The sequence below is a fragment of the Limobrevibacterium gyesilva genome, assembly GCF_025989185.1.
Taxonomy (GTDB): domain Bacteria; phylum Pseudomonadota; class Alphaproteobacteria; order Acetobacterales; family Acetobacteraceae; genus Limobrevibacterium; species Limobrevibacterium gyesilva.
Map to the genome: position 1 here is coordinate 185,606 of NZ_JAPDNT010000001.1, position 12,478 is coordinate 198,083.

General features: G+C 68.6%; 15 protein-coding genes. 7 read left to right on the top strand and 8 right to left on the bottom strand.

Annotation, left to right across the window (positions count from 1 at the left end; genetic code table 11):
* Nucleotides 1-16: 16 nt before the first annotated feature.
* Nucleotides 17-562 carry a molybdenum cofactor biosynthesis protein B gene (gene moaB, locus OL599_RS00900; RefSeq protein WP_264711703.1) on the top strand — a complete coding sequence of 182 codons (546 nt, stop codon included), beginning with the start codon at nt 17-19 and terminating at the stop codon, nt 560-562.
* Here moaB and OL599_RS00905 read toward each other — a convergent pair whose 3' ends face one another.
* From OL599_RS00905 to OL599_RS00915, 3 genes are all read right to left on the bottom strand, one after another.
* Nucleotides 563-1,240 carry a DJ-1/PfpI family protein gene (locus tag OL599_RS00905; protein WP_264711704.1) on the bottom strand — a complete coding sequence of 226 codons (678 nt, stop codon included), beginning with the start codon at nt 1,238-1,240 and terminating at the stop codon, nt 563-565.
* Nucleotides 1,241-1,335: 95 nt separating this feature from the next.
* Nucleotides 1,336-1,914, bottom strand: coding sequence for a TIGR04282 family arsenosugar biosynthesis glycosyltransferase (locus OL599_RS00910; protein ID WP_264711705.1), 579 nt, complete (start codon nt 1,912-1,914; stop codon nt 1,336-1,338).
* Complete coding sequence (locus OL599_RS00915) at nt 1,911-2,573, bottom strand: TIGR04283 family arsenosugar biosynthesis glycosyltransferase (protein WP_264711706.1); 663 nt, start codon at nt 2,571-2,573, stop codon at nt 1,911-1,913. The genes OL599_RS00910 and OL599_RS00915 overlap by 4 nt, the downstream gene beginning before the upstream one ends.
* Nucleotides 2,574-2,648: 75 nt before the next feature.
* On the opposite strand from OL599_RS00915, the gene OL599_RS00920 reads away from it, so the two are divergent.
* Nucleotides 2,649-3,989, top strand: a complete 1,341-nt coding sequence (locus tag OL599_RS00920) for a PA0069 family radical SAM protein (protein ID WP_264711707.1) — start codon at nt 2,649-2,651, stop codon at nt 3,987-3,989.
* Here the strand turns inward: OL599_RS00920 and OL599_RS00925 are convergent.
* The 5 genes from OL599_RS00925 to OL599_RS00945 all read right to left on the bottom strand — a co-directional run bounded on the left by OL599_RS00925 (nt 3,981) and on the right by OL599_RS00945 (nt 7,812).
* Nucleotides 3,981-5,279: an SAM-dependent methyltransferase gene (locus tag OL599_RS00925; RefSeq protein WP_264711708.1), complete on the bottom strand. Its 1,299-nt coding sequence runs from the start codon at nt 5,277-5,279 to the stop codon at nt 3,981-3,983. The two genes, OL599_RS00920 and OL599_RS00925, sit on opposite strands and share 9 nt — an antisense overlap.
* A 163-nt stretch (nt 5,280-5,442) precedes the next feature.
* On the bottom strand, nt 5,443-6,009 hold the full coding sequence (gene rplI, locus OL599_RS00930) for a 50S ribosomal protein L9 (RefSeq protein WP_264711709.1): 567 nt from the start codon (nt 6,007-6,009) through the stop codon (nt 5,443-5,445).
* A 13-nt stretch (nt 6,010-6,022) separates the two neighbouring features.
* Nucleotides 6,023-6,322, bottom strand: coding sequence for a 30S ribosomal protein S18 (gene rpsR / locus OL599_RS00935; RefSeq protein ID WP_264711710.1), 300 nt, complete (start codon nt 6,320-6,322; stop codon nt 6,023-6,025).
* A 6-nt stretch (nt 6,323-6,328) separates the two neighbouring features.
* Nucleotides 6,329-6,820 carry a 30S ribosomal protein S6 gene (rpsF, locus tag OL599_RS00940; RefSeq protein ID WP_264711711.1) on the bottom strand — a complete coding sequence of 164 codons (492 nt, stop codon included), beginning with the start codon at nt 6,818-6,820 and terminating at the stop codon, nt 6,329-6,331.
* Between the two features lie 203 nt (nt 6,821-7,023).
* Nucleotides 7,024-7,812 (bottom strand): class II glutamine amidotransferase, encoded by a 789-nt coding sequence (locus tag OL599_RS00945; RefSeq protein ID WP_264711712.1) that lies wholly within the window; start codon nt 7,810-7,812, stop codon nt 7,024-7,026.
* A 200-nt stretch (nt 7,813-8,012) separates the two neighbouring features.
* On the opposite strand from OL599_RS00945, the gene fabD reads away from it, so the two are divergent.
* The 5 genes from fabD to mltG all read left to right on the top strand — a co-directional run bounded on the left by fabD (nt 8,013) and on the right by mltG (nt 12,472).
* Nucleotides 8,013-8,975, top strand: a complete 963-nt coding sequence (fabD, locus tag OL599_RS00950; protein WP_264711713.1) for an ACP S-malonyltransferase — start codon at nt 8,013-8,015, stop codon at nt 8,973-8,975.
* A gap of 10 nt (nt 8,976-8,985) precedes the next feature.
* Nucleotides 8,986-9,723, top strand: coding sequence for a 3-oxoacyl-[acyl-carrier-protein] reductase (gene fabG, locus OL599_RS00955; RefSeq protein ID WP_264711714.1), 738 nt, complete (start codon nt 8,986-8,988; stop codon nt 9,721-9,723).
* 214 nt (nt 9,724-9,937) lie between these two features.
* Nucleotides 9,938-10,177, top strand: a complete 240-nt coding sequence (locus OL599_RS00960; RefSeq protein WP_264711715.1) for an acyl carrier protein — start codon at nt 9,938-9,940, stop codon at nt 10,175-10,177.
* A 32-nt stretch (nt 10,178-10,209) separates the two neighbouring features.
* A complete protein-coding gene (gene fabF / locus OL599_RS00965; protein ID WP_408886897.1) occupies nt 10,210-11,481 on the top strand; it encodes a beta-ketoacyl-ACP synthase II in 1,272 nt (423 codons plus the stop codon).
* A 7-nt stretch (nt 11,482-11,488) separates the two neighbouring features.
* Nucleotides 11,489-12,472, top strand: a complete 984-nt coding sequence (mltG, locus tag OL599_RS00970) for an endolytic transglycosylase MltG (protein WP_264711716.1) — start codon at nt 11,489-11,491, stop codon at nt 12,470-12,472.
* Nucleotides 12,473-12,478 lie beyond the last annotated feature (6 nt).

The window sequence follows — 12,478 nt, forward strand, 5'->3', positions numbered from 1 at the left end:
GCGCAGGAGTGTGGCCATGGCACGCATCGACGAAAGCCGTCCCTTCATCGCCGTGAACATCGCCGTGCTGACGGTGTCCGACACGCGCACCGCCGCCAACGACACGTCGGGCGATACGCTGGCGGGGCGCATCGCGGCCGCCGGGCACCACGTTGCCGCGCGCCGGATCGAACGCGACGATGCAGATCTCGTCACGGAGATTCTGAAGGCGTGGATCGCAGACCCGCAGATCGACGTGGTCATCACCAGCGGCGGCACCGGCATTACCGGCCGCGACGTGACGCCCGAAGCGTTCGATCGTGTGCTGGAGAAGAAAATCGAGGGCTTCGGCGAATTGTTCCGGTTGCTCAGCTATCAGAAGATCGGAACCTCGACCATGCAATCGCGCGCGGTCGGTGGCGTTGCAGGCGGCACCTATCTGTTTGCGTTGCCAGGGAGTCCCGGGGCGGTGAAGGATGCGTGGGACGACATCCTGCTCTGGCAGCTGGACAACCGCCACCGCCCCTGCAACCTGGTCGAGCTGATGCCCAGGCTGCAGGAGCATCTGACGGCGGCGCAATAACTATCTCCGGGTTGCGCGCGCAACGATCTCCTCGCGCTTCGCCCGCATCGGCGCCCCGCGTGCGCGCACGGCCGACAGAACGGTGGCAGGTGCGGTCTCAGGATTTCCGGCATTGAACGGCGGCGCCGGCGCGTATTCGATCTGCAGCTGAACGGCCTGGGCGATCTCGGCGCCCATCACTTCGGCCACCAGCGTGAGCGCGAAGTCGATCCCCGCGGTGACACCGCCGCCGGTGAACACGCGGCCGTCGCGCACGACGCGACCCTGCGTCGGTATGGCACCGAACTGCGCAAGCAGATCATGCGCCGCCCAATGTGTGGTTGCCTTCAGGCCGCGCAGCAGGCCCGCCGCTCCCAGTACCAGCGCGCCGGTGCACACCGAGGTCACATAGCGCGCACCCGCAGCCTGCACGCGCAGGAACTCCAGCATCTCCGCATCCTCGATCAGCGGATTCACCCCTGGACCGCCAGGCACACAGAGGACATCGAGCTGCGGGCAGTCTGCCAGCGTGGTGTCCGGCAACAGCCGCAACCCCGTCTCCGCGCGCACGGGATCGAGCGTCCTCGCCAGAAGATGCACGGTGAAACCCGGCGTCTTGCGAAACACCTCGTAGGGGCCAGTCAGGTCAAGTTGCGTCAGATCGGGGAACAGCAGCAGTCCCACGCGCATGTCGGTCATCCGTCGTCTCCGGTTGTTGTCGCGGACGGGTTTCGGGGGGCTGTCCATCGTACCGGGAAGGCCGAGCCATTACCGCCGAGTACGCACCTGGCCGCTCATGCCGCATTTCGTACGGCCCGCAGATCCGCCTGTGTATCCACGTCTCGCAGTTGGCGCAGCAGCGCCACCCGCCTTCCTTCGAAATTCGCCAAGGTATCGCGCAGCGCCCATTCGCTGGACCACCTGACGTGGCCGAACGGCGCGGCGGGGCGGCGCGGCGACATCGCCACCAACCAGTAGCCGCCATCGGCGGCGGGACCGAAACAGGCCTGCGCGCGGCCAAGCAGACGAAAGGCGCGCGCCACGTCGTCGGCGCGCAGATCCGGAATGTCGCTGCCGACGATCGCGACACGTCCACGCGCATGGCGGCGGAAGGCACGCTGCATGCGCTGGTCCAGGTCGCCAGGGCCTTGCCGCACCACCGGGAGGCCTTGCAGCCACCGTCCGCGCGCGCCATCCGGCGTCACCGCGACCACCGTACGGAAACGCCGGTCGGCAGCCAGCAGCCGCAACGTGCGTGACAACGTGGCAACATAAAAGCGCAACGCAGCACGCGCGCCGATGTCACGTGCGAGCCGGCGCTTGACGGTGCCCAGATGCGGCGCCCGGGCGAAGACGAAGACGGTGTCCTTCACGCGTAGAGCCTCGCGACCAGATGCAGCGGCAGCCCCGCACGATACAGCGCAAGGCAGCACAAGTTGCGCGCCGATCTTCGATACCAGCCGTCTCGCTGCCATCGTTCCGCCGAGGTCACCGCCGGCACATCCAGCCCGATGAGACGCGGCCGTCCGATGCGCCGCACGAGATCGACATCCTCCATCAACGGCAACGGCCGGACACCGCCCACCGCGGCCAGCAGCCGCCGCGAGATCAGCAACCCCTGGTCGCCGTATGGCAGCGCCCAGACGCGGCATCGCCACGCCACCACGCGCTCCAATCGGCGGGCGCGGGGGTCGCTGCTGTCGAGGACGAAGCGGAAATAGGCGGCGCGGTCGGGGTGTCGCGCCATGACGCTCTGCACGGCCGCCGGCCAGGCAGGATCGAGCCGCGTATCGGCGTGCAGCAACAGCAGCCATTCGCCGCGTGCGGCCGCCACACCGGCGGCGACCTGCACGCCCCGGCCACGCGGCGCCTGCACCACCCGCGCACCCAGGCGCCCGGCGAGCTCCGCCGTGCCGTCGGTGCTGCCGGCATCGGCAACGATCACCTCGCACGGCGCGCCGTCCAGGGCGGCAAGCGTCGCCGGCAACCGGGCCGCCGCGTCCAATGTCGGGATGATCACGGACAGCCGCATTATGTTCTCTTTATGTTCTTGACGTGACCGTCGGACAACGCCACTGTAGCACCGGAACGGACGGGGAACACAGCCATGCGCGACCCAGCGACGAGCGACCGCGGCGTGCGCGTCCACGGGATGCACGGGCAGAATCATAGCGCATATGACGACCGCTCCGAATTGGTGCGGGAAATCGACCCGCAGGAACTGGAGGCCCAGGAGCGCGCGGGACTTCCCGACACGCTGCCGGCACCGGCCCGCGCCGCGCGGCGCAGCAAGACCGCGCTGTTCATCCCACCCGTCCCCACCACGCGCCCGACCGTGGCGTCGACGGATGGTCCGCCGGGCACGTCGGTCGTCCGCAAAGGGCGCGGCGCCACGGTCAACCCGCCCAACCGCTTCGTGTCGACGGCCGCCGCCCCCTTCGATGACGGCTGGGACACCCTGGCAGCCGATTTCACCGATCTGCCGCCTTTGCCGACCACGCTGATCCGCGACGCCTCGCGCAGTGTGATCAGCTGGAACCAGAGTCCCGATATCGGCTTCGACCGCGCGGTCAATCCGTATCGCGGCTGCGAACATGGGTGCGTCTACTGCTACGCCCGGCCGACGCATGCCTATCTCGGCTACTCGCCGGGCCTCGATTTCGAGACCAAGCTGCTGTTCAAGCCGGATGTGGCGGAGATTCTGGAGAAGGAACTGCGCAAGCCCGGCTACATCGCCCGGCCGCTGGCGCTCGGCTCCAACACCGATCCCTACCAGCCCGTGGACCGCACGCTGAAGCTGACCCGCGCGGTGCTGCAGGTGCTCGACCGGTTCAACCATCCGGTAACAATCGTCACCAAATCCGCCGGCGTGCTCCGCGATCTCGACATCCTGCAGCCGATGGCCGAACGGAGCCTCGTGCGCGTGTGCCTGTCCGTGACCACGCTCGACCCGGCCCTGGCCCGTCGCATGGAGCCGCGCGCAGCAACCCCCGCACGTCGCCTGCAGGCGATCGAGCAGCTGACCCGCGCCGGTATCCCCACCGGCGTTCTGGCCGCTCCCATGATCCCCGCGCTGAACGACGCGGAAATGGAGCGCATTCTCGAAGCCGCGTCGCGCGCCGGCGCACGCTGGGGCGGTTACGTTCTGTTGCGTCTGCCGCACGAGCTCAAGCAGATCTTCGAGGACTGGCTGCATCGGCACTTTCCCGACCGCGCCCGGCACGTGCTGGAACTGGTGCGCGAAACGCGGGCCGGCGCCCTGAACGATGCGCAATTCGGCCAGCGCTTCTCCGGGACCGGAGTCTATGCAGACCTGCTCGCGCGTCGCTTCGCGCGCGCAGCGCGTCAATGGGGGCTGGATAATCGTGCCGAGCTCGATTGCTCCCGCTTCAACCCACCTGCCGACAGCAAAAGCGGCCGCGCGCAGGCGCAGATGTCGCTATTCTGACGTGCGGCCGCGGGACTCCGACCCCGGGGCGGAGCCCTGGCCATGTGTCAGGCCGGCCGCAGCGCACGCGGACGCAGCGGCCTTGCGCTCGGTGTCGACCATGTAGTCGCGCGACAGCGGCACCGCGCGCTGGTCGCGCGCCAGTTGGATCTGGAAGACCATGTGACCTTCGCGGCGGAATGCGAGTTCGCTGCCGGACAGATAGAATTCGAACATGCGGCAGAAACGTTCGTCGTAGAGGCCCATGATGGCGTCGCGGTTGGCTGCGAAGCGGCGGCGCCAGTGCCGAAGTGTCTCCGCATAATGCAGCCGGAGGATTTCGATGTCTGTCGTCACCAGGCCGGATTTTTCGATCGCCGGCAGCACCTCGCTCAGGGCCGGCGAGTAGCCGCCCGGGAAGATGTATTTTGCAATCCACGGATTCGTTGCGTCCGGCCCCGTATGGCGGCCGATCGCGTGCAGCAGCGCAATGCCGTCCGGCGCCAGGCAGCGTTTGGTCACTTCGAAGAACGTCCGGTAGTGACCGACGCCGACATGCTCGAACATGCCCACCGACACGATGCGGTCGAAGCAGCGATGCAACGAGCGGTAGTCCAGCAGCTCGAAGGTGACACGGTCGGCCAGCCCTTCGGCCGACGCGCGCGCCCGGGCCTCGTCGAGTTGTTCGGTGGACAGGGTGATGCCGGTGACCCGGGCGCCGTAGTCACGTGCCAGCGTCAACGCCATCCCGCCCCAGCCGCAACCGATGTCGAGCACGGTGAGATCCGGGCGGTCGAGCCGCAGCTTGCTCGCGATATGCCGCTTCTTCGCGACCTGCGCCTCTTCCAGGGTCTCGTCGCCGCGGGGGAAATAGGCGCAGGAGTATTGCCGGTCGCGATCGAGGAACAGGCTGTAGAGCCGGCCGTTGAGGTCGTAATGATGGGCGACATTGCGCCGTGACCGGCTGGCCGGATTGAACTGCGCGAGTGCCCGGGTCATTCGCTTCAGTGCCGCACGGAATTTGTAAACTGGCAGGCTGGAAGTTTCGGAGTTCAGATTGATGACCAGCAGGTCGAGCACGTCGTGAATCGTGCAGTCCACCGGTACCAGATCGCCGTCCATATAGGCTTCACCCACCGCCAACGCCGGATTCAGCGCAATGCGACGGACGGCGGCGCTGCTGCGGAGCGCCATCAGCGCCTCGGGTCCCGGCTCCCCGGTATAAGTGGTGAGCTGGCCATCGGGCCAACGGACCGTAAGGCGCCCGAGCACAATGAAACGCCGGAGGATGGGGTCCAGTATCGCCCGCATCTTTCCCTCCTCTGCCGTCGAAGGAACGATGTTGGCAGAATGGGACCACTAGCGCAGCGATTTCAAGAACGACAACGCCGGGCATCACTGCTCTTTTACGCAGCGATGCCCGGCGTCTCAGACATGGCAGGCCGATCCGTTTCGGCCTTTCGGATGGAACTCGTCAGGCTTCCGTTTCGGTCGGGACCTCGGTCTCAAGCAACTCTTCGAGGCTCACCTCCTCTTCGGCCGCCTCGCCGCCGATGGCCTCGCCGCGCGCCTGCTTCTCGGCTTCCTCGGGGCTGCGCGCCACGTTGACGGTAACGGGGATGGACACCTCGGGATGCAGGACGACGCGGACCGCCGTCAGGCCCAGCGACTTGATCGGGTGTTCCAGCACCACCTGCGAGCGGTTGATGGTCAGCCCGGCAGCGGTGCACGCATCGGCGATATCACGCGACGACACCGACCCGTACAGGCTGCCGGATTCGCCGGCCTGGCGGATGACGACGACGGACAGCCCGCCCACGCGCTCGGCAACCCGTTCGGCTTCCTCGCGGCGCTTGATGTTCTGGGCTTCCAGCTGGGCGCGCTGGGCCTCGAACTTCGCCAGGTTGTCCTTGTTGGCGCGGATCGCCTTGCGCTGCGGCAGCAGGTAGTTGCGGGCATAGCCCGGCTTCACCCGCACCATATCGCCCATCTGGCCCAGCTTCTCGACGCGCTGGAGCAGGATCAGTTCCACGGCAGCCATGGTATTGTTCCCTTCAGGCGACGATGTAGGGCAGCAGCGCCAGGAAACGCGCACGCTTGATGGCCTGGGCCAGCTCGCGCTGCTTCTTGGCGGACACTGCGGTGATGCGGCTCGGCACGATCTTGCCGCGCTCGCTGAGGAAGCGCGACAGCAGGCGCACGTCCTTGTAGTCGATCTTCGGCGCATTCGGGCCGGAGAACGGGCAGGACTTGCGGCGGCGGTAGAACGGCCGGCGGGCGCCGACGGCGGCGCGGCGGGCGGCGGGGTTCACGTCGTCGGCGGCAGCCGCGGCGTTACGGGGGTTGTCGGACATCCGTTGTTACTCCTCGTTCCCGCCGCGGAAGTCTTCACGGGGGCCTTCGTCGCGGGCGCGGAATTCCTCGCGGTCGTCGAAGCCGCGCTTGCGGCCGCTGTCGAAGCGCCCGGCGGGCTTCGGCCCACGGAAGCTGCGTTCGCGGTCGTCGGACTTGCGCGACAGGATGGCGCTGGGCGCTTCCTCGATCGCATCCACACGGATGGTCATGAAGCGCAGCACGTCCTCGTTCAGGCCGAGCTGACGCTCCATCTCGGTGATGGAGGCGGGCTTGGCGTCGAGGCCGAGCAGCATGTAGTGGCCCTTCCGGTTCTTCTTGATCCGGTAGGCCAGGCTGCGCAGGCCCCAGTATTCGCGCTTCTTCACCGAGCTGTTCTCGCTGCCAGGCTCGATCCCGTTATCGGTGTCGATCTGGGTCGCGATCGCGTCGGCGATGCTCTCGACCTGCTGTTGCGTGACATCGTTGCGTGCGATCAGCACGCATTCATATAGCGGCATATGGGCTCCCTCTGGCTTGTCTCCGCCCCGGACCTTGATAGGGTCCCGCGCCACAATGGCGCGTGGGCATAGCCGGGAGATGCCGAAATCCCCCGACAGGGAAGCCGCGGGCTTATACATGGAACCGCGCGGGACGCAAGCTTTGTCCCCGCGGGCAGGGTCTGACGCCGACGGCGGCGCGCAACGCCCAGCCGTCACGGGGTTCAGGCCGCCTGGGCCACCGCAATCTCCAGGCAGCCGAGCGCCGCCGCTTCGCCCGGGATCGCCGTCAGGCAGCCGCCGACGGGCACCGCCTGCCAGTCGGCGCGATGGCCGTCGATCGGCTCGGAGACCACCACCAGCCCCGTCTCGTCCTCGCGCCAGTACAGCGTCGGCGGCCGTGCGTCCGACGCCCAGCGGAACGCCCATAGCCGCTCGCCGTCGGTCAGGGCGGCCGTGAAGCGCAGCGGGGCGGTGACGCCTCCGGCGCTCATCAGCGCCTGCACACGGCCCAGCGTGCCCGCGATGGCGCCGACCGGATCGTCCTCCAGGCCGCGGGCCATGGCCGCGAACAGGATCGCCTCGGAATCCGTGGTGCCCTGGCGCGCCGTGTAGAGGCTGTCGGGGATCATCGCCTCCACCCCGCGCCGCACCGTCGGCCAGCCGCCGATCTGCCCGTTATGCATGAACAGGAAGCGCCCGACCGCGAACGGGTGGCAGTTGGCGCGGCTGATGGCCGTGCCCGTGGACGCCCGCACATGCGCGAAGAACACGCCGGAGCGGACCTGGGCGCAGATGGAGCGCAGGTTCTCATCCGACCAGGCCGGGCGGACTTCCCGGTACAGCCCCGGCTCCGTCCGCTCACCGTACCAGCCGACGCCGAAGCCGTCGCCGTTGGTGCCGATCTTGGCTTCCTCGGCGTGCAGGGACTGGTGGATCAGGGAATGGGCGGGCGCGGCGACCAGCTCCTCCAGCAGGATCGGCTGTCCGCGATAGGCGAGGAAACGGCACATGGCAGAGTCTCCGATCCGGGATGGCCCGGCATCCGGCGCAGGATATGCCGTCGTATTCATTGCACGGGGCGCGCGGCGCCGACAATCGAGCGCCGGCAATTGACAGTGTGGGTGGGCGAAGCTACCCCCCGCGCCACTCACGACCCCACGCAGTCGCGAAACGTATGTAGCCGCGGCAAGTCACCTGGAGAGCGAACAAGATGCCGGTTCACGCGTTCATCTTCCCCGGCCAGGGCAGCCAGGCGCCCGGCATGGGCCGCGACCTGGCGGAGGCCTTCGGCGCCGCGCGCGAGGTGTTCCAGGAGGTCGACGACACCCTCGATCAGAAGCTGTCGAAGCTGATGTTCGAAGGCCCAGCCGAAGAACTGACCCTGACCGAGAACGCGCAACCCGCGCTGATGGCCCATTCGCTGGCCGTGCTGCGGGTGATCGAGCGCGAAGGCGGCGTGAAGCTTGCCGACAAGACCGTGGTGGTGGCCGGGCATTCGCTGGGCGAGTATTCCGCCCTGGCCGCGGCCGGCAGCTTCACCATTCCCCTGGCCGCGCGACTGCTGCGCCTGCGCGGCCAGGCCATGCAGAAGGCGGTGCCCGCCGGCGAAGGCGCCATGGCCGCCCTGTTGGGTGCGGAATTGCCGCTGGCGCAGGAGATCTGCGCCGAAGCGGCCGCCGACCCCGAGACGGGCAGGAAGCAGGTGGTGGATCCCGCCAACGACAATGGCGGCGGTCAGGTGGTGATCTCCGGCCACAAGGCAGCCGTCGACCGGGCCATCGTCATCGCCAAGGCGAAGGGCGTGCGCCGCGCCATGCTGCTGCCGGTGTCCGCCCCGTTCCATTGCGCCCTGATGGCTCCAGCCGCCGACGCCATGGCGGAAGCGCTGGAGACGTCGCCCCCGGCCGCCCCGGCCGTGCCGCTGGTGGCCAATGTGTCGGCCGCCAAGGCAACCGATCCGGCCGAGATCGTCCGTCTTCTGGTGCAGCAGGTCACCGCGACGGTGCGTTGGCGCGAGTCGATGCTGGCCATGGCTGCCCTGGGCGTAGACAGCTTCCTGGAACTGGGTTCCGGCAAGGTGCTGTCCGGCCTGGTGCGGCGCATCCTGCCCGATGCCGCCGCGGCCGCGGCCGGAACGCCGGCCGAGATCGAGCAGATCCTCAAGACACTCTAGGAGTGCAGCGATGTTTCAACTGGACGGCAAGGCTGCACTGGTCACCGGCGCCTCGGGCGGCATCGGGGCGGCGATCGCGCGCACGCTGCATGGTCTCGGGGCGAGCGTGGCCCTGTCTGGCACCCGGCGCGAGGCGCTGGAGACGCTGGCGGCCGAACTGGGCAGCCGCGCGCATGTCTGCCCTGCGGACCTGAAGGACCCGGCCGCGCCGGATGCCCTGGTGGCGGCGGCCGAGGCGGCGGCAGGGCCGCTGCACATCCTGGTCAACAATGCCGGGTTCACCCGCGACATGCTGGCCCTGCGCATGAAGGACGAGGACTGGCAGGCGGTGCTGGACGTGGACCTGACCGCACCGTTCCGGCTGTCGCGCGCGGCGCTGAAGGGCATGCTGCGCCGCCGCGCCGGACGGATCATCGCCATCGGCTCGATCGTGGGCGCCACCGGCAACCCTGGCCAGGCCAACTACGCCGCGGCCAAGGCCGGCCTGACCGGCATGACCAAGGCGCTCGCCCAGGAAGTGGGCAGCCGCGGCGTGACCGTGAACATGGTCGCCCCGGGCTTCATCGAGACGCCGATGACCGACGCGCTGAGCGATGCCCAGAAGGCCAAGCTGTCCGAGGCGATTCCGCTGGGTCGGATGGGCAAGCCCGAGGACGTCGCGGCCGCGGTGGCCTATCTGGCCAGCGACGAGGCCGGCTGGGTCACCGGCGCCACCCTGCACGTCAACGGCGGGATGGCCATGCTTTAGGCGTGTTGGGGTAGAGTTGCGCAATTGCATGGCGCGAATCGGCTCCCCCGTTGGCGCGCGTCGTAAAACCATGCTAAGCGCCGCGCGGCCTCGTCCGGAGGTGGCTGCGTGGCGCCGATTGGGGTCTTCCCCCGTCGGTCCCGACAACGGGGCCCTGGGGAAGACCGGACGAGAGACGTTGAACCAGTACCGGCAGGCAGGAGCACAAGTACCGATGAGCGATATCGCCGAGAGGGTGAAGAAGATCGTGGTCGATCACCTAGGTGTCGAAGAGAGCAAGGTCACCGCAGAGGCGTCGTTCATCGACGACCTGGGCGCGGACAGCCTCGACACCGTCGAGTTGGTCATGGCCTTCGAAGAGGCCTTCAGCGTCGAGATCCCCGAAGACGCGGCCGAGAAGATCAGCACCGTCAAGGACGCGATCGAGTACATCGAGAAGCAGAAGGCCGCTTAAGGTCGGCTGGTCGCAGGAAGAACGGGGCAAGGATGGCAGCGATGCGGCGCGTGGTGGTGACGGGCACGGGCATCGCCTGTCCCCTGGGTCTGGGGACGGAGAATGTCTGGAAGCGCCTGATCAATGGCGAGTCGGGCATCAACGCCATCCAATCCTTCGACGTGAAGGATCTGCCGGCGAAGATCGCCGGGCAGATCCCGCAAGGCACGAAGGCCGAGGGCAAGCTCGATATCTCCGAATGGGTCCCGGTCAAGGACCAGAAGAAGATGGACCGCTTCATCCAGTTCGCCATGGTCGCAGCGACCGAGGCGGTGGAAGACAGCGGCTGGGTGCCTGAGACCGAGGAGGACCGCTGCGCCACCGGTGTCATGATCGGCAGCGGCATCGGTGGGCTGGAGACGATCTACGAAGCCTCCGTGCAGCTCCATGAAGGCAAGGCGCGCCGGCTGTCGCCGTTCTTCATCCCGTCGGCGCTGATCAACCTCGCCTCCGGCCACGTGTCGATCAAATACGGCTTCAAGGGCCCGAACCACAGCGTGGTGACGGCTTGCGCCACCGGCGTGCACGCCATCGGCGACGCCGCCCGGCTGATCATGCTGGGTGATGCCGACGTCATGGTGGCCGGCGGCGCCGAGTCGGCCGTGAACCCGCTGGGCATCGCCGGGTTCTGCGCCTCGCGCGCCCTTTCGACCGGCTACAACGACACCCCCGCCAAGGCCTCGCGGCCCTGGGACAAGGACCGCGACGGCTTCGTCATGGGTGAAGGCGCCGGCGTCGTGGTGCTTGAGGAATACGAACACGCGAAGAAGCGCGGCGCCAAGATCTATGCCGAGATCGGCGGCTACGGCCTGTCCGGCGACGCCTACCACATCACGGCACCGGCCGAGGGCCATGACGGCGCCTTCCGCGCCATGAAGGCGGCGCTGAAGAACGGCGGCGTGACGCCCGACCAGATCCAGTACGTGAACGCCCACGGCACCTCGACGCCGCTCGGCGACGACCTGGAGCTGGAGGCGGTCGAGCGGTTCTTCGGCGAAGCGGCACGCGGGCTGGCGATGTCGTCCACCAAATCGGCAACTGGCCATCTGCTCGGCGCCGCCGGCGCCATCGAGGCGATTTTCTCGGCGCTCGCGGTGCGCGACAACGTTGCCCCGCCGACCTTGAACCTCGATTCGCCGAGCCGCGACAGCGTGATCGACCGGGTGGCGCATAGCGCGCAGCAGCGCCGGATCGACGTGGCGCTGTCGAACAGCTTCGGTTTCGGCGGCACCAACGCCAGCATCATCTTCAAACGAGCCGCCTGATTCCACGATGACGCGCCGGCGCGCCGCGGCGGTCGTGCTGGCGGTGGTCCTGGCGCTTGGCGCGGCCGGCGCCGGCGGCGCCGCTATCGCCCGGCATCGCTTCCTGGCGCCCGGTCCCCTGACGCAGCCGCGCAACGTGGTCGTGCCGCGCGGCTCGCCCGCGGATGTGGCACAGACGCTGCACGCGGCCGGGGTGATTGCCGATATCCGGGCATTCCGGATCGCGGGCCTGCTGACCCGCGGCGAAGGCCCGCTGCGCGCGGCAGAGTTCGCCTTCCCCGCCTCGGCAAGCCTGCGCCAGGTCCTGACCGTGTTGCGGACGGCGCGCCCGGTGCAGCACTGGCTGACCATCCCGGAAGGCCTGACCGCCGCGCAGATCGCGCTGCTGCTGGACCGCGCCGAGGCGATGACCGGTCCGGCGCCCGTGCCCGACGAGGGCGCGCTGCTGCCGGAATCCTACGCCTACGAATATGGCGCCAGCCGCGCAGCGGTGGTCGAACGCGCTGCCGGCGCCATGCGGCGCACGCTGGGGCAGATCTGGGCCGAGCGCGCCGAGGACCTGCCGCTGGCCACCCCGCACGAGCTGCTGACCCTGGCCAGCATCGTCGAGCGCGAAACCGCCCGGGCAGAGGAGCGGCCGCGGGTCGCGGCGGTGTTCCTGAACCGCCTGAAGCGCGGCATGAAGCTGCAATCCGACCCGACCGTGGCCTACGCGGTCAGCGGTGGCATGGGCACGATCGAGCGGGCCCTGACACGCGCCGACCTGGACCAGGCCAATCCCTACAACACCTACCGCGTCCCCGGCCTGCCGCCGGGCCCGATCGGCAGCCCGGGCGTCGCCGCCCTGCAGGCGGTCGCGCGGCCGGCACGAACCGACGAGCTGTATTTCGTCGCGGACGGCACCGGCGGGCATGCCTTCGCCCGCACGCTGGAGGAACACAACCGCAATGTCGCGCGCTGGCGGGCAATGTCGGCGCCACTGACGCACTAAGCTTTG

Bases quoted from the DNA above. Each gene is read 5' to 3' on its own strand.
- moaB (WP_264711703.1), top strand. From the start codon at position 17: ATGGCACGCATCGACGAAAGCCGTCCCTTCATCGCCGTGAACATCGCC.
- OL599_RS00905 (WP_264711704.1), bottom strand. From the start codon at position 1,240: ATGACCGACATGCGCGTGGGACTGCTGCTGTTCCCCGATCTGACGCAA.
- OL599_RS00915 (WP_264711706.1), bottom strand. From the start codon at position 2,573: ATGCGGCTGTCCGTGATCATCCCGACATTGGACGCGGCGGCCCGGTTG.
- OL599_RS00920 (WP_264711707.1), top strand. From the start codon at position 2,649: ATGCGCGACCCAGCGACGAGCGACCGCGGCGTGCGCGTCCACGGGATG.
- OL599_RS00925 (WP_264711708.1), bottom strand. From the start codon at position 5,279: ATGCGGGCGATACTGGACCCCATCCTCCGGCGTTTCATTGTGCTCGGG.
- rplI (WP_264711709.1), bottom strand. From the start codon at position 6,009: ATGGCTGCCGTGGAACTGATCCTGCTCCAGCGCGTCGAGAAGCTGGGC.
- rpsR (WP_264711710.1), bottom strand. From the start codon at position 6,322: ATGTCCGACAACCCCCGTAACGCCGCGGCTGCCGCCGACGACGTGAAC.
- rpsF (WP_264711711.1), bottom strand. From the start codon at position 6,820: ATGCCGCTATATGAATGCGTGCTGATCGCACGCAACGATGTCACGCAA.
- OL599_RS00945 (WP_264711712.1), bottom strand. From the start codon at position 7,812: ATGTGCCGTTTCCTCGCCTATCGCGGACAGCCGATCCTGCTGGAGGAG.
- fabD (WP_264711713.1), top strand. From the start codon at position 8,013: ATGCCGGTTCACGCGTTCATCTTCCCCGGCCAGGGCAGCCAGGCGCCC.
- fabG (WP_264711714.1), top strand. From the start codon at position 8,986: ATGTTTCAACTGGACGGCAAGGCTGCACTGGTCACCGGCGCCTCGGGC.
- OL599_RS00960 (WP_264711715.1), top strand. From the start codon at position 9,938: ATGAGCGATATCGCCGAGAGGGTGAAGAAGATCGTGGTCGATCACCTA.
- fabF (WP_408886897.1), top strand. From the start codon at position 10,210: ATGGCAGCGATGCGGCGCGTGGTGGTGACGGGCACGGGCATCGCCTGT.
- mltG (WP_264711716.1), top strand. From the start codon at position 11,489: ATGACGCGCCGGCGCGCCGCGGCGGTCGTGCTGGCGGTGGTCCTGGCG.